This window comes from Methylocystis silviterrae, from assembly GCF_013350005.1.
Taxonomy (GTDB): domain Bacteria; phylum Pseudomonadota; class Alphaproteobacteria; order Rhizobiales; family Beijerinckiaceae; genus Methylocystis; species Methylocystis silviterrae.
The window spans coordinates 114,579-134,748 of record NZ_JABVWW010000001.1; the positions used below are offsets into that span (position 1 = coordinate 114,579).

Below are 20,170 nucleotides of genomic sequence, written 5' to 3' on the forward strand. Positions count from 1 at the left end.
GTAAGGGACTGCGATCATGGTCGACCTTGCAACGCGTCGCTCCGCGTCTCCGAGCCCCCATAAGGCGTCGCCAAATCTCGTCGAGATGAATTGGGATCCGATCACCCGGATCGTCGGCAGTCTCGGAATTTTCACCAAAATTGATTTCGAAAACCGGCAGGTCGCCGAATGTCACAGCACGTCGTCGATCTTTCGCGGCTACAGCATTTTCATGAAGGGCAAAGATCCCCGTGATTCCCACTTCATCACCAGTCGCATCTGCGGAATCTGCGGCGACAATCACGCGACGTGCTCCGTCTATGCGCAGAATATGGCCTATGGCATTAAGCCGCCGCCCCTCGCCGATTGGATCATCAATCTGGGCGAAGCCGCGGAGTATATGTTCGACCACAACATCTTTCAGGACAATCTCGTCGGGGTCGATTTCTGCGAGCAGATGGTCAAGGAAACCAATCCGAGCGTCTGGGTAAAGGCGCAACGGACCCCAGCGCGGAACTCGGACGCGCATGGCTATCGCACGATCGCCGAGATCATGACCGCGCTCAATCCTTTTTCCGGCGAATTCTACCGTGAGACATTGATTGTAAGTCGCTACACGCGTGAGATGTTCAGCCTGATGGAGGGGCGCCATGTGCACCCCTCCACTCTATATCCTGGCGGCGTCGGCACCGTGCCGTCGAACCAGCTCTTCACCGAATATCTAACGCGACTCGTGCGCTACGCCGAGTTCATGAAAAAATGCGTGCCGCTGCACGATGATCTGTTCGACTTTTTTTACGAAGCGTTGCCCGGCTACGAGGAAGTCGGACGTCGACGAATTCTGCTGGGGTGCTGGGGCGCGTTTCAGGACCCGAACCATTGCGACTACAATTATAAGCATATGACCGACTGGGGTCGGAAGATGTTCGTCACCCCGGGCGTTGTCGTTGACGGCAAGCTTGTCACGACCGACCTCGTCGACATCAATTTGCAGATTCGTATCCTGCGCGGGCAGTCCTACTACGACGACTGGGACAATTGTGAAACTTTCGTCAAGACGGATCCGCTGGGCAATCCGGTCGACCAAAAGCACCCATGGAATCAGACGACGATTCCAAGACCGCAGAAGCGCGATTTCGACAAGAATTATTCCTGGGTGATGTGTCCGCGCTGGCTTGACAAGAGCAGCGGAGATCATCTGCCGCTCGACACCGGCGGCGGCGCCTTCGCGCGCCTATTCTCGACGGCGCTGGCAGGGCTCGTCGACATGAACGGCTATGTCAAAGCCACGGGCGACAGCGTGAAGATCAATCTCCCCAAGACGGCGCTCAAGCCTGCAGTGGAGTTTGAATGGAAGGTGCCAAAGTGGAGCAATGCGATCGAACGCGATCGGGCGCGCACCTATTTTCAAGCCTACTGCGCCGCTGCCGCGTATTATTTCCTGGAACAAGCCTTCGCAGAAATTCAGGCGGGCCGCACAAAGACCTTTACGCCATTCGAGGTTCCGGATGAGGCGATCGGCTGTGGCTTCCACGAGGCGGTGCGCGGCGTGCTGTCGCACCATCTCGTCATAAAAGACAAGAAAATCGCCAATTATCATCCCTATCCGCCGACGCCATGGAACGCGACGCCGCGAGACGATTTCGGAACGCCGGGGCCTTACGAGGACGCAGTTCAGAACACGCCGATCTTCGAAGAGAATGGTCCGGACAAGTTTAAGGGCATCGACATCATGCGCGCGGTGCGCAGTTTCGATCCCTGTCTGCCATGCGGCGTGCATATGTATGTGGGCGGCGGCAAGACCGTTAAGACCACGCACTCGCCCATGTTCGGCGCCTCGCGAAAGCCGTCGCCATGAGCGGAGAAGCGCGCGAGACGGAGACGCTGGAGCAGTCACTGGCCCGGCTGGAAAGGCTGACGGCCGCGCTCGAGGGGATCGCAGACGGGACGGGGCGGGAGGCGGCGCGTGAGTTGCTGGCGCTCGTGCTCGATTTGCACGCGCGCTCGCTGGCGCGACTCAGCACAATCATTGCAGCATCGGACGATGGCGCCGCCTTACTCGAGACGATCGTCGAGGATCGGGCCCTTCGGGCAATATTGCTCCTCCACGGGCTACATCCGCATAGCGTGGAGGATCGTCTACAGGATGTCGTCGCGCGCATGCAGCCGCAATGGAGCGCGCGCGGCCTCCATGTGAGCCTCATGAGCGCGAGTAAAGCCTTTGCAATGGTTCAGCTGCAAAGGAATGGCGTTGCTGAGCCTACCGACCAGTTGCGGCTGGAAATCGAGAACGCGCTCACCGACGCGGCGCCGGACCTCGACGATATTTTGATCGAAATGGACATGACAGCCTTTTACGTCGAAACCGCCGCCTAGCCACAAAGAGGCGCGAGAGCATGGAAAGAATAGAATCGGGGAATTGGGCGTCTCGGCTGCGGCGCTTCGCGCGCGCGACGGAAGAAGAGCATTGCGAGTTCTGCTCGAAGGCCATCAATTCCCGGCACGCGCATTTGGTTGAGCGCGCGACGCGAAAGTTCTTTTGCGCTTGTCCCCAATGTGCGTTCCTCTTGGGCGGGGGAGAGCGTTTTGCCGCCTTGCGCGCACGTGCCGATGCGCTGCACGACATCGATCTGAGCGACGTCGAATGGGAGGGTTTTCGCATCCCAATTGATCTCGCATTCGTGTTCCACAGCACGCCGGCGCAGGGTCCGGTGGCGATCTATCCAGGTCCGGCCGGAGCGATCGAGTCTCCTTTTGCCGCCGATGGCTGGTCGCGACTGATCGCGGCCAATCCGATGTTGGCCGACCTTGATCCGGACGTTGAGGCGTTGCTCGTCAATCGAATGAATGGCGCACGGGAATACTATCTTGTTTCGATTGATCGCTGCTATGCGCTCATTGGGCTGATCCGAAGGCATTGGCGCGGATTGTCCGGCGGCGAAGAAGTCTGGGAGTCTGTTCGCGACTATTTTTGCACGCTGCGAGACGACGTCGAGACGAAGGACAGGGTTCATGGTTGATCTCGACTTTCGCATCGAAGACGTCAAAGTCGAGAAATATTCGGCGGCGCCGCTGCTGCTGTTTGCGTTGCATGTCGTAAACAAGACGCCGGATCTAGCCATTCTCAACGTGATGTTGAACTGCCAGATTCGCATCCAGCCTGCGCTGAGACGTTATGACGGCGATGAGCACGATCGGCTTTCCGATCTCTTTGGTCATCCGTCGCGCTGGGGCGAGACGATGCGGAGTTTCCTTTGGACGCACGCGAGCGTTTCCGTTCCCGCCGTCAACGCTGAGCGCAGGGTCGATCTGCCGGCGCCTTGCAGCTATGACTTCAACATTGCAGCGACGAAATATTTTCATGGCCTGGAGCAGGGCGACGTTCCGCTCAATTTTCTGTTCAGCGGCTCGATTTTTTACCGCGACAGCGAAGGCAGGCTGCAGATCGAGCAGGTCGCTTGGAGCAATGAATGTGCGTATCGTCTGCCCTTAAGCGTATGGCGCGCGATGATGGAGCATTACTATCCGCAGAGCATGTGGCTCTGCCTGCATCGCGACGCTTTTGACGACCTGGACCGGTACCGGCGCCGGCAAGGACTTCCGACATTTGAACGCGCCTTGCAGGCGCTACTCGAAGCCAACGCGGCGGAGGCGACATGAAACTCGACTCCATCAGAGCAATCGCCAATGCCGTTCTTTACGAGGGCTACATCCTTTATCCCTATCGGCCATCGTCAATAAAGAATCGTCAGCGCTGGACGATCGGGGGCGTCTTTCCGAAGGCGTTCGATCAACAAGGCGACGCCTCTCGCATGGAGACGCAAGTTCTCTTGCGGGGCGGAGAGCAGGCGGCGTTCAACGTCCATTTTCGATTCCTGCAGGTCATGACGCGCGAGGTCGGACAGTTGGCGATGCTGGCGCAAGAGCTTCCGGAAGAGGGCGAGCCGGCGCTGACGCGCGTTCCGAGCTTCAATGTCGACGGTCGGGAGTTGCTGGCCTGGGAGGAGGCGATCGAACGGGAGATCGCCTTAGGGCCGCTGCGGCCGGCAGATATTCAAGAGGTAGCGACTGTCTTGTCGTTCCGCTTCGAAGGCGCGCGCGAAATCGAGCCGGTGCGCGCCCAGGACGGCTGCATCGCCGCCGTTCTCATTCGTACGTCGCATGAGATTCAGGGCGTCATCGGTGCGAAGGCGCAGAGGCTCGCGTCGGACGTGTGGAAGCTGACGATAGGAATCGAGAACGTCACGCCGTTTGCGGGCGCGGATCGTGAGGAACGCGCAGCAGCGCAACTTCGCGCCTTTGCCTCAACGCATGCAATCCTCACGGTTGAAGATGGCGCGTTCGTCTCGTTGCTCGATCCTCCGGACGATCTGCGGGAAGCTGCGACGCAGTGCCGAAATGTCGGCGCTTTCCCGGTGCTGGTCGGGGAACCAGACAATAGCGCCATGCTCGCTTCGCCGATCATCCTCTATGATCATCCGGCGATCGCGCCGGAAAGTCCCGGCGACCTCTTCGACGGCACTGAGATCGACGAAATCTTGACGCTTCGCATCCTCGCGATGACCGACGCCGAAAAGCGCGAGATGGCGTCCGTGGACGCCCGTGCGCGCGCGCTTCTGGAGCGCACGCATGCTTTGTCCGCCGAGGACATGGCGCGACTTCATGGCGTCATGCGCGATCACCGGTCTCAGGCCAGTCCTATTGAACCGGCGCCGATGGGCGGGGATCAAGAGAAGCCTCGCCTCGTCTCGCTGCTCGAGAGCGGACGCAGCCTATGCGTCGGAGCCCGCGTGCGACTCCGCCCAAAATCGGGCGGCGACATCATGGATATCGCGCTCAAAGACAAGATTGCGGTCGTCGAGGCGATTGAGCGCGATTTCGAGGACCGGATCCATGTCGCGGTGACGTTGATTGACGATCCCGGCCGGGATCTCGGCGCGGCGGGCTTTCCTGGACATCGCTTCTTTTTCAGCCAGGAGGAGATCGAGCCGATTGCGGCGGGAGATGGGCCATGACCTCCATTCTCGTCGCCTGCGTCGGCAACATCTTTAGCGGCGATGACGCCTTCGGAGTCGAGGTGGCGCGCCGGCTCTCACGGGTCACGCTCCCGGACGGGGTACGCGTGATCGATTTCGGCATTCGCGGAATAGATCTCACCTACGCGCTGATGGATGGCTATGACGCCGTGATTCTCGTCGACGCGGCGCAGCGGGGGCATGCGCCGGGCGTCGTCTCAGTAGTCGAGCCGGACCTAATCGAGGCGGGAGACTCCACACCCGAGGATCTGGCGCTTTCGCCGCATGAGCTCGATCCGGCGAAAGTTCTTCGCCTGGCGTCGGCGCTCGGCGGAAGTTGCCGGCGCGTGCTCCTGGTTGCGTGCGAACCGCTGACGCTTGGCGGCGAGGAAGGCGTGATGGGTTTGAGCGAGCCTGTCACGGCAGCGGTGGCCGTCGGCGCCGAAACGGTAGAAGAGCTGATCGATGGAATGATGGCGGCGTAACTTGGCGCAATTCGCGCTCGCGCCGCGTATCGGAAAAGGGAGAAACGTCATGAGCGGATGGGAGATTACAGGAATCGTCCTGGGGATTATTATCCTCCTGTTGCTGGTCATGAACGCGAAGGATCTTTGGCGCTATATCAAAATCAGCAACATGTGAGGCTGACAGGACAATCATGAGTTTTGCCGCCGAGCCATCGCAGGCGCTCGAATTTCGGGTGCGCGGCCGCGTGCAGGGCGTCGGCTTTCGTCCGACCGTCTGGCGCATGGCGCGCGAACTTGGGCTTGCCGGCGAGGTTCTTAATGACGGCGAGGGCGTATTGGTGCGCGTCAGCGGCGACCAGTCGCGGATCGCTGCGCTGCTTCGACGAATCGAACGGAGCTCGCCGCCGCTGGCGCATATCGACAGCATCGAAAGGCGGCGCTACAGCGGCCGACTGCCACAGGAGTTCCGTATCGCCGACAGCATCGGCGGACCCGCACGCACCCAGGTCGCGCCCGATGCCGCGCTCTGCGGCGCATGCGCAGCGGAGCTGCGCGATCCCGGCCAGCGCCGCTATCGCTATCCGTTCACGAATTGCACCCAATGCGGACCGCGCCTCAGCATTGTGACGGCCATTCCCTACGACCGCGCGACGACGACGATGGCGCCCTTCGCCCTGTGTGCGGCGTGTGAGGCGGAATATCGCAATCCGAACGATCGCCGCTTCCATGCCGAAGCGGTGGCCTGCCCGTCCTGCGGGCCGACTGCATCGCTCGTTGCCTTCGGGCAAGCGGGAGCGCCGCGCGACGGCGGCCCCGACGCGGTAAAGATTGCGGCTGGGCTTATCGCGCGCGGCGATATCATCGCCGTCAAGGGACTCGGCGGCTATCATCTCGCGTGTGACGCGACCAGCCCCGAGGCCGTCGCGCGCCTGCGGCTGCTGAAGCGTCGTGACGCAAAGCCCTTTGCGCTGATGGCGCGCGATCTCGATGTCATGAGGCGCTACTGCGTAATCGACGCCGTCGAGGAACGCGAACTCACAAGCGTCAAGGCGCCGATCGTGCTGCTGCGCGCAACAGGTCCGGAGCGCCTGCCCGAGGCCGTCGCGCCCGGACTCGACACGCTCGGCTTTATGTTGCCGACGACGCCGCTGCATCTGCTACTCGTCGATCAGTTCGAACAACCACTCGTGATGACGAGCGGCAATATTTCGGACGAACCCGCCGTTGTTGACGACGCGGAGGCGTACCGACAGCTTGCCGAAATCGCCTCCTTCGCATGGACGCATAATCGCGCCATCTCCAATCGCGTCGACGACTCGGTCGTGCGGGTCATGGCCGGGCGATCGCGCGTCCTTCGCCGCGCCCGCGGCTACGCGCCCGCGCCGCTACGATTGCCGAACGGCTTCGAGAATGCGCCCGACCTGTTGGCGATGGGCGGAGAGCTGAAGGCGACCTTCTGCCTGGTCAAGGACGGTCAGGCGATCCTGTCGCAGCATCAGGGCGATCTCGCGAACGCGGCGACGTTAGATGATTACAAAAAGAATCTGGCGCTCTATCGGAGCCTGTTCGATCACGCGCCGTCGGCGATCGTCGTCGACCGGCATCCTGAATATCTGTCGTCGAAACTCGGACGCGCAGAGGCCGACACACGGGCCTTGCCGTTGATTGAGGCTCAACACCATCACGCCCATATAGCCGCCTGTCTTGCCGAGAACGGGCGGTCGCTCGATGCGCCGCTAGCGCTCGGCGTCGTGCTCGATGGATTGGGCTTTGGCGACGACGGCGCGATATGGGGCGGCGAGTTCCTGCTCGCCGACTATCTCGGCTACGAGCGACTGGCGCGTTTGAAGCCGGTCGCCATGCCCGGCGGCGCGCAGGCGGTGCGCGAACCGTGGCGAAACCTCTATGCGCATCTTAAGGCCGCGGGCGCGTTCGATGCGAGGCCGTCCGCGGCCGGCAATTGGAGCGCCTTGAACGGCAAACCGCTTGCGACGATCGACCGGATGATCGCCCTAGGCCTCAATTCGCCGTTAGCCTCCTCGTGCGGACGCCTGTTCGACGCGGTCGCCGCCGCGCTCGGCGTCTGCGCCGATCGTCAGGCCTACGAAGGCGAAGCCGGGGCGCGACTTGAGGCGCTTGCGGCGGCGGCGCCAAACGAGACGCGCGGCTATGCGCTTAGGATTTCCGAGTCCGAGCTTGTCGACATCGATGCGGCGCCGATGTGGCGCGCAATTCTCGATGATTTGCGGCAGGGCGTTTCGGCGCAGACCATCGCGCGCCGTTTTCACCTCGGTCTGGCGCAGTCAATCACTGAAGTCGCCGTGCGGCTGGCGGCTGCGCGACGCTTTGAAACGGTGGCGCTCTCAGGAGGCTGCTTTCAGAACCGGCTGCTATTTGAAAGCGTCCATGGCGGATTGTGCGAGGCGGGGTTCGTCGTGCTCACCCATGCAGATGCGCCGGCGAATGATGGCGGGCTCTCGCTGGGTCAGGCCGCCATCGGCGCCGCGCATCTGATGAGAACCGACATGACAAGAGATGGAAAGGACGGCGCATGTGCCTCGGCATCCCCGGCTGTATCGTTCGCATAGACAATGCCGACGATCTCGTGGCGACCGTTGACGTGAGCGGGGTGCGTCGTCAGATCAACATCAGCTGCATCGTGGATGAAGCGCATCCTGTGGACTCCTGCGTCGGCGACTGGGTTCTCGTCCATGTCGGTTTCGCGATGAGCCGGATCAACGAGGCGGAGGCGGCGGAGACGCTCAGATTGCTGCAAGAGCTTGGCGAACTCCAAGCCGAACTTGAGACTATGCAAACGCTCACCGACGCAGTCGCGGCGCAGGAATAGGGATCATGACCAGCAAGAGCGCACTGGAGGTCCTTTATCCGTTCCTGCATGGCAAAGAGCAGGATCCTGCCGCCGTCGATGCTGGGTTGCTGCACTCCATTGAAGAGAAAGCGCGCGAGTCGCGTGAGACCAATGCGAGTTTCTTCGCCGAGCAGGCGCCGGTCCTGCTCGACGCGGCGAAGGCGCTTGCCGCCGTTTATCGCCGCGGCGGCCGGATGTTCACCATGGGCAATGGCGGCTCGAGTTGTGACGCCTCGCATGTCGCCGTCGAGTTCCTCCATCCGATCACCGCCGGTCGGCCGGCGCTTGCAGCGATAAACCTCACCGCCGACGTGGCGATGACGTCCGCCGTGGGCAATGACGTGGGCTTCGAGCACATTTTCGTGCGCCAGCTTATCGCTCATGGCCGTGCGGGAGACGGGCTTATCGGCCTCTCCACCAGCGGCAATTCGGCAAATCTGATCGCCGCCTTCGTGAAGGCGAGGGAAATGGGTCTGACGACCATTGGCTTTAGCGGCGGCGACGGCGGCAAGATGGCGTCCGGCGTCTGCGATCATTGTGTTGTCGTGCCCACGACGTCTGTCCATCGCGTTCAGGAGTGCCACGTCGCCGCCTATCACATTCTGTGGGACCTCGTTCACACGCTGCTCGCCGACGATCGCGGCTCGGCCATAAGCAAGGACGTCGCGGCATGAGATATGTCGACGAATTTCGCGATCGGGCGAAGGCGGATGTCCTGGTCAAGGAGATCGAGCGGCTGCTCGCGCGAATCGGGCGCGATGAAAGTCGACCGCTACAGATCATGGAAGTCTGTGGCGGGCACACGCATTCGATTTTTCGCTACGGCGTCGAAGGCATGCTGCCGAAATCCATCGAGCTGGTGCATGGACCGGGATGTCCCGTTTGCGTGCTGCCGATGGGACGCGTCGACGATTGCGTCGCCATCGCCGAGCGTCCGGAGGTGATTTTCACCACCTTCGGCGACGCCATGCGCGTGCCGGGCTCACGCAAGAGTCTGTTGCAGGCGAAGGCTGACGGCTGTGACGTGCGCATGGTCTATTCGCCAATGGATGCGCTGGCGCTCGCGCGTAAAAATCCCGCGCGCGAGGTCGTTTTCTTCGGCATCGGCTTCGAGACGACGATGCCGTCGACGGCGTTGACCGTGCTGCAGGCGGAGCGCGAAGGGATCAAGAATTTTTCGATCTTCTGCAATCACATCACCATCGTTCCAACGATCAAAGCGATTCTCGACAGCCCGGATCTACGCCTCGACGGATTTCTGGGACCGGGCCATGTGTCCATGGTGATCGGCGATGCGCCCTATGAATTTATCGCGCGTTACTACAAGAAGCCGATGGTGATCGCGGGATTCGAGCCTCTCGACATTTTGCAGTCGATCTGGATGTTGCTGAGGCAAATCGACGAGGGACGCTGCGAGATCGAAAATCAATATGCGCGCGTCGCGCCAGCAGGGGGCAACGCCGTTGCGCTGCAGGCGGTTGCGCAGGTCTATGAACTGCGCGAATTCTTCGAATGGCGCGGGCTCGGCTCCATTGATCACTCGGGGGTCAAAGTGCGCGACGCCTATGCGGGCTTTGACGCCGAGCGGAAATACGCAGTGCCCAATGCAAGGATCGCCGATCCCAAGGCATGCCAGTGCGGCGAAGTCCTCAAGGGCGTCATCAAGCCCTGGCAATGCAAGGTTTTTGGCCGCGCCTGCACGCCGGAGACGCCGCTCGGCGCGCTGATGGTGTCCTCCGAGGGCGCTTGCGCCGCCTATTACCAATATGGCGGCATAAAGCGGGACCGCGACGACGAGGCGAGCGCCGCATGAACATGGTCTCCTTCCCGCCCCGGCGTTCGCGCGGCAAGGTGCATGTGCCGACCGTCACGCTTGCGCATGGCGGCGGCGGCAAGGCGATGAAGGATTTGATCGACGACGTCTTTGTCGCGGCGTTCGACAATCCACTGCTGGCGTCGCTCGACGATTCTGCGCGGATGGATCTCTTGGACCTCGCCCAATATGGCGACCGGCTGGCCTTCACGACGGATTCGTTCGTCGTCGACCCGTTGGTCTTCCCCGGCGGCGACATCGGCAGGCTTGCGGTCTGCGGCACAGTTAACGATCTCGCCGTTGGCGGCGCGCTTCCGCTCTATCTCTCTTGCGCAGTCATTATCGAAGAAGGCGTTTCCGTCGATTTTCTCCGCCAAATTGCCAAGTCTATGGCGGCGACGGCGCAGGAGGCCGGGGTGAAGATCGTCACCGGCGACACCAAGGTCGTGAACAAGGGCGCCTGCGACCAGATGTTCATCACCACGACCGGCGTTGGCGTCGTCGCCGCAGGCGTCGAGCTTGGCGCACATCGCGCGAGACTGGGCGACGCGGTGCTCGTCAACGGGTTACTCGGCGATCATGGCGCGGCAATTCTTGGCGCGCGCGGCGATATGGCGTTGCAGTCGCCGATCGAGAGCGATTGCGCGCCGCTGCAGGGTCTTATCGCAAGCCTGCTCAATGCGGCGCCGAATATCCGATTCATGCGCGATCCGACGCGCGGCGGCGTGGCGACTGTGCTCAATGAAATCGCCGAAGCCGCACAGGTCGCCATCGAAATTGACGAGGCCGTTACGCCGCTGCGCGATGAGGTTCGTGGCTTTTGTGAAATTCTCGGCCTCGATCCGCTCTATCTCGCCAATGAAGGCAAGATTGTCGCAATTATCCCGCCCGACGAGGCCGAACAGGCGCTCGAGGCCATGCGTGCGCATCCGCTGGGCCGACAGGCGGCCATCATCGGCAGTGTCGTCGCGGGCGAGCCGGGTCGCGTCACCATGCGCACGATTTTCGGTGGCCGGCGCATCGTCGACATGCTGGTCGGCGAGCAACTACCGCGCATCTGCTAAAGGAGCCGAGGTGCACGAACTCTCGATCGTTTGCAGCATCGTCGAATTGGCGTCGCAGGCCGCGGAAGGGCGTCGCGTGCGCCGGGTGACGCTCGAGATCGGCACATTGTCGGGCGTCGAGCCGCAGGCCGTCGCCTTCTGTTTTCCTGAAGTCGCCCGAGGCACGCCGGTTGAAGACGCGACGCTGGACATCCGCGAAGTCGACGCCGAGGCGCGCTGCGACGTCTGCGGCGCGGAATTTCCCACGCCCGACATGCTCTCGGCGTGTCCATGCGGCTCTCGTCAATTTCAGCGCCTGCGCGGCGAAGAGCTGAACATCAAGAGCATCGAAGTCGAAGAGGCTGCATAATGTGCACGAGCTGTGGCTGCCAAGGGCAGGGGACTACGACGACCAATCTGCAGACCGGCGCGCGCGCGGAGATCGCGGCGCTGCCCGAGCATGATTCGTTCGGCGATGGCCATTCGCATGGGGACCATGGCCACGGTCATCTTCATGGCGAACATCAACATGCTCATGATCATCATCACGGGCGCGAGCATGGCCATGCGCATGGGCATGATCACAGCCACGCGCATTCGCACGATCACGGCGATCACGATCACGCTCACGAGGATTCCCACCGGCGCCTCGAATTGGAGACGCGCATTCTCGCGAAGAACGACGCGATCGCCGCCAAATGTCGCGCCTGGCTCGCGGGTCGCGAAATTGTGGCGCTCAATCTCGTCAGCTCGCCCGGCGCGGGAAAGACGACGCTGCTCGAGCGCGCCATCGCCGACCTCTCAGGCGAACTGCCGCTGTTCGTCATCGAGGGCGATCAGGCGACGTCGAATGACGGCGAACGCATTCGCGCGGCGGGCGCGCCGGTGGTTCAGGTCAACACCGGCACCGGATGCCATCTCGATGCGGAAATGATCGCGCGCGCGCTTTCCGAACTCAAGCCGAGCGTCGCTTCGCTCGTCTTCATCGAAAACGTCGGCAATCTCGTCTGTCCGGCGCTTTTCGATCTCGGCGAACACGCCAAGGCGGTCATCTTCTCGACGACGGAAGGCGAAGACAAGCCGCTCAAATATCCGCATATGTTCAGCGCCGCGAAGCTCGTCATCTTCAACAAGATTGATCTTCTGCCGCATCTAGATTTTTCGATGGAGCGGGCGCGGGAGAATATTCTCCGCGTCAATCCGGGTGCTGAAATCATTGAAGTCTCGACGAAGACCGGCGCGGGCATGCAGACGCTTTATGACTGGGTTCGTGCACAACGTAAGGCTGCCGGACAGTTGGACGTCATCTGACGCTCGACGCGAGAAAAACGTCTACTTCGGTCGCGGAATTGCCAGCCCTGCCTTCTTCAGAACTTTACGCTTATAAATAGTATAGGTATCATCATTTCTAAGACTATGTGGTGATTGTTCCATTACGTTGACTGTGGATTCTCTTTGCGTCCTCAAGCCTAGAAAGCTCACTGCAAAGAAAGGGCTATCTGGGCTTCTGTCGCCTTGATTACATCCCGCGGCAGAATTACTTTTTCTCCAATCCTGCGGGCGATATACATCAACATCGACGATATGATCCATTCTGTCGAACTCCGGCGAACGAAGCAAAGAAAACGATCGTACAGGCAGTTCGGCGTCTATCACAATTCTTATTCGAAAAATGAAGTACGTAATAGCGCATCTCTCGGTCGTCGAAGGTAATTCTTTTGCTCGATCATATGTTTCTATATCTTTGAAGACGCAATATTTGGTATCTTCTCCGATGGCGATGTACGCCAAATCCTTCGAATTCGCCGCGTCTTTGACTGAGACGACGTTGTTCTTGAGGGTGAACTTGATGTCCGCAAATTTGGTCGCGTGCGACGAAGTTCCCGGCGGCCCGGAAAATCGGTTGAGAATCTGGTAATCCGAACTGCACTCGTAGGAGCCGGGGGCATCGCCTCTGTAGTTTTCCGCCGCTTCAGCCGGAGCGGCGCTTGCGACAAGCATTGCGGAAAAAACAAGCGCGCCGAGGATCCGCCGCGCGGCCGCCACGAAACATGAATTGCGCGAACCCGTGTCCGCCACGTCGGAGAAGAAAAAAAATCTCAAGACAAAAACCTTCCCGCAATTGGCCGCTAAACGGGGCAGGCTCACATCCGCCGGTCAGCAGCGTAGCAAATTTTGCTTCGGATGCAATGAAGCGGCGCTCGCCTCATTGAGGATGGGAAGCCTTGGACACTGGTAAAGGAGTTCTTCCTAAATCGCTGCTTCCTTGACGTCGACGCTGACATCCAAATCTTGATCGCCGGCGCCGATAATCACCCCGTCGATCGGCGAAACATCCGCATAGTCGCGTCCGATGGCGATGGCGATATGGTCGTTCCCAACGACGATCGCGTTCGTCGGATCAAGGTCGAAGAAGCCAAATTCCGGCCCGCACCAGACAGACACCCACGCATGGGTTGAATCGGCGCCTTCCAGCCGCGCCTGGCCTGGCGCCGCGAAAGTTCGAAGATAGCCGCTGACATAGGACGCCGCCAGGCCAAGCCCGCGTAAAGCCGCGATCATGATATGCGCGAAATCCTGGCAGACGCCGCGACGGCGTTCGAACGCCTGGGCGATCGGCGTCGCGATATGCGTCGCATCCGGATCGTAGGCGAAGTCGGCGTGGATGCGCTGCGTTAGTTCGATTGCGCCTTCGAGAATGGGTCGACCCGGCGAAAAGCTTTTGCGCGCATAATGCGTCGCTGCGTCGAACAGCGGCGCAAAGCGGCTTGCATAAATGTAATGGGCGGGAGAGGAGGCTGCGAGCGAGTCGGACGCGTAAGCGGCGTTCCTCACGATTTCCCATGCCGGCGTCAGCGCCGGCGCAGGCGGGGGCGCCCGTTCGACCGCGACGCGCGCAGCAAGGGCGATTTGCAGTCTCGTATGAGGCTTGAGAATGCGCGCTTCGCAGATCCGGTTGCCGTGAAAGTCGATTCTTTCATGGAGGATTTCGGCTGATGGCGACAGCTCAATTCGGTGGGACAGCACGGTTTGGCCGCGATCGTTTCGCGGGATCAGGCGCATGGCGCAGCGCGCCGAGGCGACCGGCGCGTCATATTTGTAGATCGTGCGATGGGCGATATCGTAAATCACGCGATCCGTGACGGCTGAGAGTTTGCTGCGCCATCGGCGTCATGCGTGAAATAGCGTTCGGCGATTTTGTCGGCGAGAGACATCAGGCGCTGCTCAAACGCAAAAATGGTCGCGGCGTCCAGGCGGCGCGCATCCTCCGACTCGAGCTCGGCGCGCAGCTTGACGGAGAGTCGCCGCGGCGGCTCCATGACTCCATCGTCGCGCAGATTCGGCAGCGCCGCGAGATGTTCGTCGATACGCATCGCCTGGAAGAGGACGGATCGCGGATTGAACGGGTCGAGCATGGCCATGTCGAGGACGGGCGCCAGAGCGGCTCCGGCGATGTAGCGTGAGCGATAGGTGATCTGCGAATCGAGCAGATCGAGCAAAGCGTCCAACGTCTCGACCGTCGCGTCGTCGCCGGCGAACTGTCGGGCAAATCGGCAGGTCCCGATGGCGCGTTCGATTCTGCGCCCGAGATCGATAAAACTCCAGCCGGCGACGCGGTTGAAATTTTCGTCGATCAGTCCGGACAAAGCCGCCAGCGTATGGAGCGAACGCTCCACGATCTCCAGCGCTTCGGGCTCCGTGATGGGGCGGGCGCCCGCGTCCGTCAGACGCGTCTCGATGCGCCCGATGAGTTGCCAGACATCTTGGGACAAACGCTCGCGCACGATCGAGGCTGCGCGTCTTGCATAGCGCATGACAGAGAGCGCTGAACCGTAATTGTCGGCGCCTGCGGCCGCCACCCATGCGATCTGCGTCGGGTCCATGTCCGGCATGTCTTCGGGCGCGGCGCCCCAGGCGATCAGCAGTCGCGCAAGCCGTTCGATCGATTGGCGCCCTTGAAGATCGATGTGCTGGAGTTCGCCCAGCCGCGCCCCGAGCGACCGCACGACGCGCAATGTCGCTTCGGCGCGCTCGAGATAGCGTCCCATCCAGAAAAGATTATCGGCGGCGCGGCTCGGCAGATTGCCGAGCGCGCGCACGATCGGCGGATCCTCGTCGGAAGGCAAGAGCGTCGACCATTCGATCGGACGGCTCGTCAACACCCAGACGTCGCTCGATTGCGCGCCGGCGTCCATCGACACGGCGCGCGCGTCGAGCCGGTTGGAGATGCGACAGAAGCCGCCGGGCATCACCGTCCAACCGTCAGCCGTCGCGGCGGCGAACACGCGCAAGGCGAAAGGTCTCGGCGTCAGTCTACCGTCGGCCCAGGCTGGCGTCGTGGAGAGATTGACAGGTTCCTGAGCGACATAGTCGACGCCGCGCTGATTTATAGCGTCGATCAGCCGCGCGCGCTCCTCGCTGGAGAGCGCATGACCGAGCGCCTCACGACGTTCGCCAAATCCCGGGAGCCTGTCGCTGAACGCTCCGCTGATCGCGTAGTCGCTCAATGCCTGGACAACTTGATCGCGTTCGCTTTCGCGTCCACACCACCACGTCGCGACATTGGGAAGTTTGAGGCTCTCGCCGAGCAGGCGTTGCGACAGCTCCGGCAGGAAACTCATCAGCGCGCGCGATTCGATGAGACCGGCGCCGGGCATGTTCGCGACGACAACGGCGCCGCGACGGATGGCCTCGAACATCCCGGCGACGCCCAGACGCGACGCGGCGTTCTGCTCCAGCGGGTCGCACCAGTCAGCGTCGACGCGACGCCAAATCGCATCGGCGCGCTTCAAGCCGGCGATGGTGCGCACATGCAGCTTGCCATCGCTCATGACGAGATCTTCGCCTTCGACCAGCGTAAGGCCGAGATAGCGGGCGAGATTCACCTGTTCGGAATAGGTCTCGCTCCAAGGGCCAGGCGTCAGCAGGCAGATGCGCGGATCAACGCGTTGCGCCGCGCCGGAAATGCTCGCACGGAATTCTCGGAAAAACGGCGCGAGGCGCTCGACGTTCATGTCTCGATAGAGACTCGGCAGCGCGCGCGACAGGATCATCCGATTTTCTAAGGCGTAACCAGCTCCCGAAGGCGCCTGCGCGCGATCGCCGAGCACCCGCCAGGCGCCATCGGGCCCGCGCCCGATATCGGCGGCGTAAAAGCGCAGCCAACGTCCGCCGGGCGGCGCGACTCCGCACATCGGTCGTATGAAGTCCGGCGATCCCGTGATGGCCGCGGCCGGCAGGGCGCCCTCAGCGACAAGCCGCGCCTCGCCGTAAACGTCATGCAGGATCTGATCGAGAAGTTCGGCGCGCTGTGCGACGCCAGTCGCAATATCGCGCCATTCTGATTCCGGGATCAGAAGCGGCAAACGCCCTAACGGCCAACTGCGCTCCTTGGTTTCTCCGTGAACCCGGTAGGAAATCCCCATGTCGTCGATGCGGCGGCCGGCCGCGGCGAAGCGTTGCTCGAGGCCGGTATCGCCGAATGCGGCAAGCGATTCGAGGAACTGGAGCCAGTGCGCACGCGGCCGTCCATCGGGGTCGAGAAGCTCATCCGGCGCGTCGCGCATCGGCGCATATTGAGCGATCCAGGCGGCAACGCACTGCGACGCCTTGTCCGTTTCAATGGGGCGCTCAGCGGACAATGCTCCTCCGAAGATCCAGCGTCAGCGGAAACTCTTGGCCCGGCTCCTCGCGCGGCGGATCGACAGGCCCGGGCGTGTGCCCATGATCCTGAAATCGCGCCAAGCGCCGCGCTTCGGCTTCGTTACTGTTGACGGGGAAGGCGTCGTAATTGCGGCCCCCGGGGTGCGTCGCGTGATACACGCAGCCGCCCAGTGAACGCCTGCTCCAGCAGTCGATGACGTCGAAGGTCAGTGGCGCATGGACCGGCAGCGTCGGATGCAGGCCCGACGGCGGTTGCCAGGCCTTGAAGCGCACGCCCGCCACCGCCTCGCCGGGGACTCCGGTGCTGGTCATCGGCACGCGGCGTCCGTTGCAGGCGATGATGTGTCGGCCCGGAACGAGACCCTTCGCTTTGACCTGCAGGCGTTCGAGCGACGAATCGACATAGCGCACCGTACTGCCATTCGCGCCTTCCTCGCCCATCACATGCCAGGGCTCAAGCGCGCCGCGGATTTCCAAATGAACGCCGCCGTGCTCGACGCTTCCGGCGAGCGGGAAGCGGAATTCCCGCTGCGCCTCGAACCATTCCGCTTCGAAGCCGTAGCCGGCGCGGCGCAGATCATCGACAACGCCGAGGAAGTCCTGCCAGACGAAATGCGGCAGCATGAATTTGTCGTGCAGCGCCGTTCCCCAGCGCACCAGGTCTCCGTGCTGCGGCTCCCGCCAGAACCAAGCGACGAGCGCGCGAAGCAACAATTGCTGCGCGAGACTCATTCGCGCGTCGGGAGGCATTTCGAACGCGCGGAATTCGACGAGCCCGAGACGCCCGGTCGGTCCGTCGGGCGAATAGAGCTTGTCGATACAGATTTCGGCGCGATGGGTGTTGCCGCCGACATCGACCAGCAGATTGCGGAACAACCGATCGACGAGCCACGGCGGCACATAGCCTTCGCCAGGAGACGGCACCTGCGCCAGTGCGATTTCCAGCTCATAAAGAGAATCGTGCCGCGCCTCGTCAACGCGCGGCGACTGGCTGGTGGGACCGATGAACAGTCCGGAGAACAGATAGGATAGCGAGGGATGCCGCTGCCAATAAAGCACAAGGCTCTTCAACAGGTCTGGCCGGCGCAGGAAGGGCGAGTCGGCTGGCGTTTTGCCCCCAAGCACGACATGATTGCCGCCGCCCGAGCCGATCTGCCGTCCGTCGATCATGAATTTGGCGGTCGTCAACCGCGCCCGCCGCGCGTCCTCATAGAGCGCGGTCGTCGTTTCGACGGCCTCCCGCCATGTGGCGGCCGGGTGAATATTGACCTCGATGACGCCAGGATCAGGCGTCACCTTGATCACTTCGAGGCGCGGATCGTCGGGCGGCGGATAGCCTTCGATGTAGAGCGGCAGCCCGGTCGCTTTGGCGCTCTCTTCCACCGCCTCGAGCAGTTCGAGATAATCCTCGAGCGTTTCAACCGGCGGCATGAACACGCAGAGATTGCCGTCGCGCGGTTCGATGGTGAAGGCAGTGCGCACGGCCCCTTCGACAATGGACTGTTCGTGCACGTCCTGGCGCGCGTGACCGCCGGACGTCGCCCCGCCGCCTTGAATGCGGCGAAAATGTCCGGGTTCCGGCAGCGGCTCGCGAGGCGCGAAGGGATCCTGCGGATAGATGAACGGATATTCGCCTTCGGGGAGCTTGGGCAAGGATGCAACCGGGAGCCGCAGTCCAATAGGCGAATCGCCCGGCGCCAAGAACAGCTTTCCTCGACGCAGCGTCCACTTCTCCGAGGTCCAGCGCGACTGGGACTCGGCGCGCGCGTTCCAGCGCTGAATCGGCAGGACGAAACCCGTCGGCTTGCTCAGGCCGCGCTCGAACACCCGCATCATGCGCGAGCGTTCCTCCGCATCGTCGATCTTGGGATCAGAGGGATCGACATTGATCGGGAGGACGCTCTCCTTGACCATCCAATGCGCGGGATCTTCATAGGCCGGCAAAGCATGTTCGGCGCCCACCCCGAGACGCTCGGCCAGATCCTGCACAAAGACTTCCGCTGCTGCCGTGGTCGCGCCTTTCGGCTCGGCGATATCGGCGATCAGTTGCGGCTGCGACCAAATCGGCTTGCCGTCCCGGCGCCAGTAAAGCCCGAAGGCCCAGCGCGGCAGGCTTTCGCCCGGATACCATTTGCCCTGGCCGTAATGCAGAAACCCGTTTGGCGCAAAGCGCTCGCGCAGCCGGCGTATAAGGTCGTCGGCTCGGGCGCGCTTGGTGGGGCCGGTCGCCGCCGTGTTCCACTCGGGGGACTCGAAGTCGTCGATCGAAACGAATGTCGGCTCGCCGCCCATGGTGAGGCGAACGTCAAGCGCCTCAAGATCGGCGTCGACCTTCTCACCTAGCTCATCGAGCCGGCGCCATGCGTCGTCCGAAAAAGGCGCTGTGATGCGTGGCGCCTCATTGATGCGGTCGACGCGCATCTCGAAACCGAATTCGACCTGGGCGGGCTCTACGAGGCCCGACAGAGGCGCGGCGGAGCGATAGTGCGGCGCGCTGCATAGCGGCAGATGACCTTCGCCACAGAACAGTCCCGACGTCGCGTCGAGACCGATCCAACCAGCGCCGGGCAGAAAAACTTCCGCCCAAGCGTGCAGATCTGTGAAGTCGTGATCAGTTCCCTTCGGGCCTTCAATCGGATCGACATCGGCCTTTAACTGGATGAGGTAGCCGGAGACGAAACGCGCCGCGAGACCGAGCTTGCGCAAGATCTGCACGAGAAGCCAAGCGGAATCGCGGCACGAACCCGATCCCAGCGCGAGAGTCTCTTCCGGCGCCTGCACGCCAGGCTCCATCCGGATGACGTAGCAAATATCGCGGTGCAGCCGCGCGTTGAGTTCGACGAGAAAATCAATTGTCCGCGTCTTTTGCCGCGGAAGGCTTCGGACAAAGCCTTCCGTCAATGACCCCACGTCCTCGGGTTCCAGATAGGCGGCGAGTTCAATTTTCTGTTCGTCCGGATAAGCGAACGAAAATTCTTCGGCATAAGGCTCGATGAAGAAATCGAATGGATTATAGACGGCGAGATCCGCCAGCAGGTCGACCTCAATCTTGAATTCGCTCGCGCTATCGGGGAACACCAGACGCGCCAGCCAATTGCCGTGGGGGTCCTGCTGCCAGTTTATGAAATTTTCCGAAGGCGCGATCTTGAGCGAGTAGCTCAAGATTTTCGTGCGGCAATGCGGAGCCGGGCGCAGACGGACGATCTGCGGACCGAGCGCGACCGGGCGGTCATATTTGTAGTGGGTGATATGGTGAAGCGCGATCTGGATCGACACGTTAATCAGCGTCTCATTTCAGCGCCATTCGCTCACGAATTGGC

Annotated in this window: 18 protein-coding genes; 14 read left to right on the forward strand and 4 right to left on the reverse strand. The window is 61.9% G+C overall.

Features of this window, described 5'->3' with window-relative positions:
* Positions 1 to 16: 16 nt before the first annotated feature.
* Genes HUN39_RS00540 through hypB form a run of 14 tightly spaced genes read left to right on the forward strand, consistent with a single transcriptional unit; the run spans position 17 to position 12,497 of the window.
* Positions 17 to 1,837 (forward strand): nickel-dependent hydrogenase large subunit, encoded by a 1,821-nt coding sequence (locus HUN39_RS00540; protein WP_175092574.1) that lies wholly within the window; start codon positions 17 to 19, stop codon positions 1,835 to 1,837.
* Complete coding sequence (locus tag HUN39_RS00545; RefSeq protein ID WP_175092575.1) at positions 1,834 to 2,355, forward strand: nitrogen fixation protein NifU; 522 nt, start codon at positions 1,834 to 1,836, stop codon at positions 2,353 to 2,355. Before HUN39_RS00540 ends, HUN39_RS00545 begins: the two co-directional genes overlap by 4 nt.
* 20 nt (positions 2,356 to 2,375) lie before the next feature.
* Positions 2,376 to 2,999 carry a DUF5947 family protein gene (locus tag HUN39_RS00550; protein WP_175092576.1) on the forward strand — a complete coding sequence of 208 codons (624 nt, stop codon included), beginning with the start codon at positions 2,376 to 2,378 and terminating at the stop codon, positions 2,997 to 2,999.
* Entirely contained in the window at positions 2,992 to 3,639 is a 648-nt protein-coding gene (locus HUN39_RS00555; protein ID WP_175092577.1) for a DUF6084 family protein, read from the forward strand. The genes HUN39_RS00550 and HUN39_RS00555 overlap by 8 nt, the downstream gene beginning before the upstream one ends.
* Complete coding sequence (locus HUN39_RS00560) at positions 3,636 to 4,994, forward strand: hypothetical protein (RefSeq protein ID WP_175092578.1); 1,359 nt, start codon at positions 3,636 to 3,638, stop codon at positions 4,992 to 4,994. The genes HUN39_RS00555 and HUN39_RS00560 overlap by 4 nt, the downstream gene beginning before the upstream one ends.
* Positions 4,991 to 5,479 (forward strand): hydrogenase maturation protease, encoded by a 489-nt coding sequence (locus HUN39_RS00565; RefSeq protein ID WP_175092579.1) that lies wholly within the window; start codon positions 4,991 to 4,993, stop codon positions 5,477 to 5,479. The genes HUN39_RS00560 and HUN39_RS00565 overlap by 4 nt, the downstream gene beginning before the upstream one ends.
* Before the next feature lies 1 nt (position 5,480).
* Positions 5,481 to 5,636 carry a hypothetical protein gene (locus HUN39_RS00570; RefSeq protein ID WP_175092580.1) on the forward strand — a complete coding sequence of 52 codons (156 nt, stop codon included), beginning with the start codon at positions 5,481 to 5,483 and terminating at the stop codon, positions 5,634 to 5,636.
* A gap of 16 nt (positions 5,637 to 5,652) precedes the next feature.
* Entirely contained in the window at positions 5,653 to 8,049 is a 2,397-nt protein-coding gene (gene hypF / locus HUN39_RS00575) for a carbamoyltransferase HypF (RefSeq protein ID WP_175092581.1), read from the forward strand.
* Positions 8,013 to 8,309 (forward strand): HypC/HybG/HupF family hydrogenase formation chaperone, encoded by a 297-nt coding sequence (locus tag HUN39_RS00580; RefSeq protein WP_175092582.1) that lies wholly within the window; start codon positions 8,013 to 8,015, stop codon positions 8,307 to 8,309. Before hypF ends, HUN39_RS00580 begins: the two co-directional genes overlap by 37 nt.
* 5 nt (positions 8,310 to 8,314) lie before the next feature.
* Positions 8,315 to 9,004, forward strand: coding sequence for a D-sedoheptulose-7-phosphate isomerase (locus HUN39_RS00585; protein WP_175092583.1), 690 nt, complete (start codon positions 8,315 to 8,317; stop codon positions 9,002 to 9,004).
* Entirely contained in the window at positions 9,001 to 10,143 is a 1,143-nt protein-coding gene (hypD, locus tag HUN39_RS00590; RefSeq protein ID WP_175092584.1) for a hydrogenase formation protein HypD, read from the forward strand. The genes HUN39_RS00585 and hypD overlap by 4 nt, the downstream gene beginning before the upstream one ends.
* Positions 10,140 to 11,207, forward strand: coding sequence for a hydrogenase expression/formation protein HypE (gene hypE / locus HUN39_RS00595; protein WP_175092585.1), 1,068 nt, complete (start codon positions 10,140 to 10,142; stop codon positions 11,205 to 11,207). The genes hypD and hypE overlap by 4 nt, the downstream gene beginning before the upstream one ends.
* Positions 11,208 to 11,217: 10 nt before the next feature.
* On the forward strand, positions 11,218 to 11,556 hold the full coding sequence (gene hypA, locus HUN39_RS00600) for a hydrogenase maturation nickel metallochaperone HypA (RefSeq protein ID WP_175092586.1): 339 nt from the start codon (positions 11,218 to 11,220) through the stop codon (positions 11,554 to 11,556).
* Positions 11,556 to 12,497, forward strand: coding sequence for a hydrogenase nickel incorporation protein HypB (gene hypB, locus HUN39_RS00605; RefSeq protein ID WP_175092587.1), 942 nt, complete (start codon positions 11,556 to 11,558; stop codon positions 12,495 to 12,497). Before hypA ends, hypB begins: the two co-directional genes overlap by 1 nt.
* Positions 12,498 to 12,518: 21 nt before the next feature.
* Here the strand turns inward: hypB and HUN39_RS00610 are convergent, their stop codons facing one another.
* The 4 genes from HUN39_RS00610 to HUN39_RS00625 all read right to left on the reverse strand — a co-directional run bounded on the left by HUN39_RS00610 (position 12,519) and on the right by HUN39_RS00625 (position 20,126).
* Positions 12,519 to 13,334, reverse strand: a complete 816-nt coding sequence (locus HUN39_RS00610; protein ID WP_175092588.1) for a hypothetical protein — start codon at positions 13,332 to 13,334, stop codon at positions 12,519 to 12,521.
* Positions 13,335 to 13,436: 102 nt separating this feature from the next.
* The gene (locus HUN39_RS00615; protein WP_124738819.1) at positions 13,437 to 14,318 is read right to left on the reverse strand and encodes a transglutaminase family protein; all 882 of its coding nucleotides are present in this window, start codon (positions 14,316 to 14,318) and stop codon (positions 13,437 to 13,439) included.
* Entirely contained in the window at positions 14,315 to 16,828 is a 2,514-nt protein-coding gene (locus tag HUN39_RS00620) for a circularly permuted type 2 ATP-grasp protein (RefSeq protein WP_175092589.1), read from the reverse strand. Before HUN39_RS00620 ends, HUN39_RS00615 begins: the two co-directional genes overlap by 4 nt.
* Positions 16,818 to 20,126, reverse strand: a complete 3,309-nt coding sequence (locus HUN39_RS00625) for a transglutaminase family protein (RefSeq protein ID WP_175092590.1) — start codon at positions 20,124 to 20,126, stop codon at positions 16,818 to 16,820. Before HUN39_RS00625 ends, HUN39_RS00620 begins: the two co-directional genes overlap by 11 nt.
* Positions 20,127 to 20,170 lie beyond the last annotated feature (44 nt).

What these genes read in the sequence shown, in the direction of transcription:
- HUN39_RS00540 (WP_175092574.1), top strand. Translation starts at nt 17, where the DNA reads ATGGTCGACCTTGCAACGCGTCGCTCCGCGTCTCCGAGCCCCCATAAG.
- HUN39_RS00545 (WP_175092575.1), top strand. Translation starts at nt 1,834, where the DNA reads ATGAGCGGAGAAGCGCGCGAGACGGAGACGCTGGAGCAGTCACTGGCC.
- HUN39_RS00550 (WP_175092576.1), top strand. Translation starts at nt 2,376, where the DNA reads ATGGAAAGAATAGAATCGGGGAATTGGGCGTCTCGGCTGCGGCGCTTC.
- HUN39_RS00555 (WP_175092577.1), top strand. Translation starts at nt 2,992, where the DNA reads ATGGTTGATCTCGACTTTCGCATCGAAGACGTCAAAGTCGAGAAATAT.
- HUN39_RS00560 (WP_175092578.1), top strand. Translation starts at nt 3,636, where the DNA reads ATGAAACTCGACTCCATCAGAGCAATCGCCAATGCCGTTCTTTACGAG.
- HUN39_RS00565 (WP_175092579.1), top strand. Translation starts at nt 4,991, where the DNA reads ATGACCTCCATTCTCGTCGCCTGCGTCGGCAACATCTTTAGCGGCGAT.
- hypF (WP_175092581.1), top strand. Translation starts at nt 5,653, where the DNA reads ATGAGTTTTGCCGCCGAGCCATCGCAGGCGCTCGAATTTCGGGTGCGC.
- HUN39_RS00580 (WP_175092582.1), top strand. Translation starts at nt 8,013, where the DNA reads ATGTGCCTCGGCATCCCCGGCTGTATCGTTCGCATAGACAATGCCGAC.
- HUN39_RS00585 (WP_175092583.1), top strand. Translation starts at nt 8,315, where the DNA reads ATGACCAGCAAGAGCGCACTGGAGGTCCTTTATCCGTTCCTGCATGGC.
- hypD (WP_175092584.1), top strand. Translation starts at nt 9,001, where the DNA reads ATGAGATATGTCGACGAATTTCGCGATCGGGCGAAGGCGGATGTCCTG.
- hypE (WP_175092585.1), top strand. Translation starts at nt 10,140, where the DNA reads ATGAACATGGTCTCCTTCCCGCCCCGGCGTTCGCGCGGCAAGGTGCAT.
- hypB (WP_175092587.1), top strand. Translation starts at nt 11,556, where the DNA reads ATGTGCACGAGCTGTGGCTGCCAAGGGCAGGGGACTACGACGACCAAT.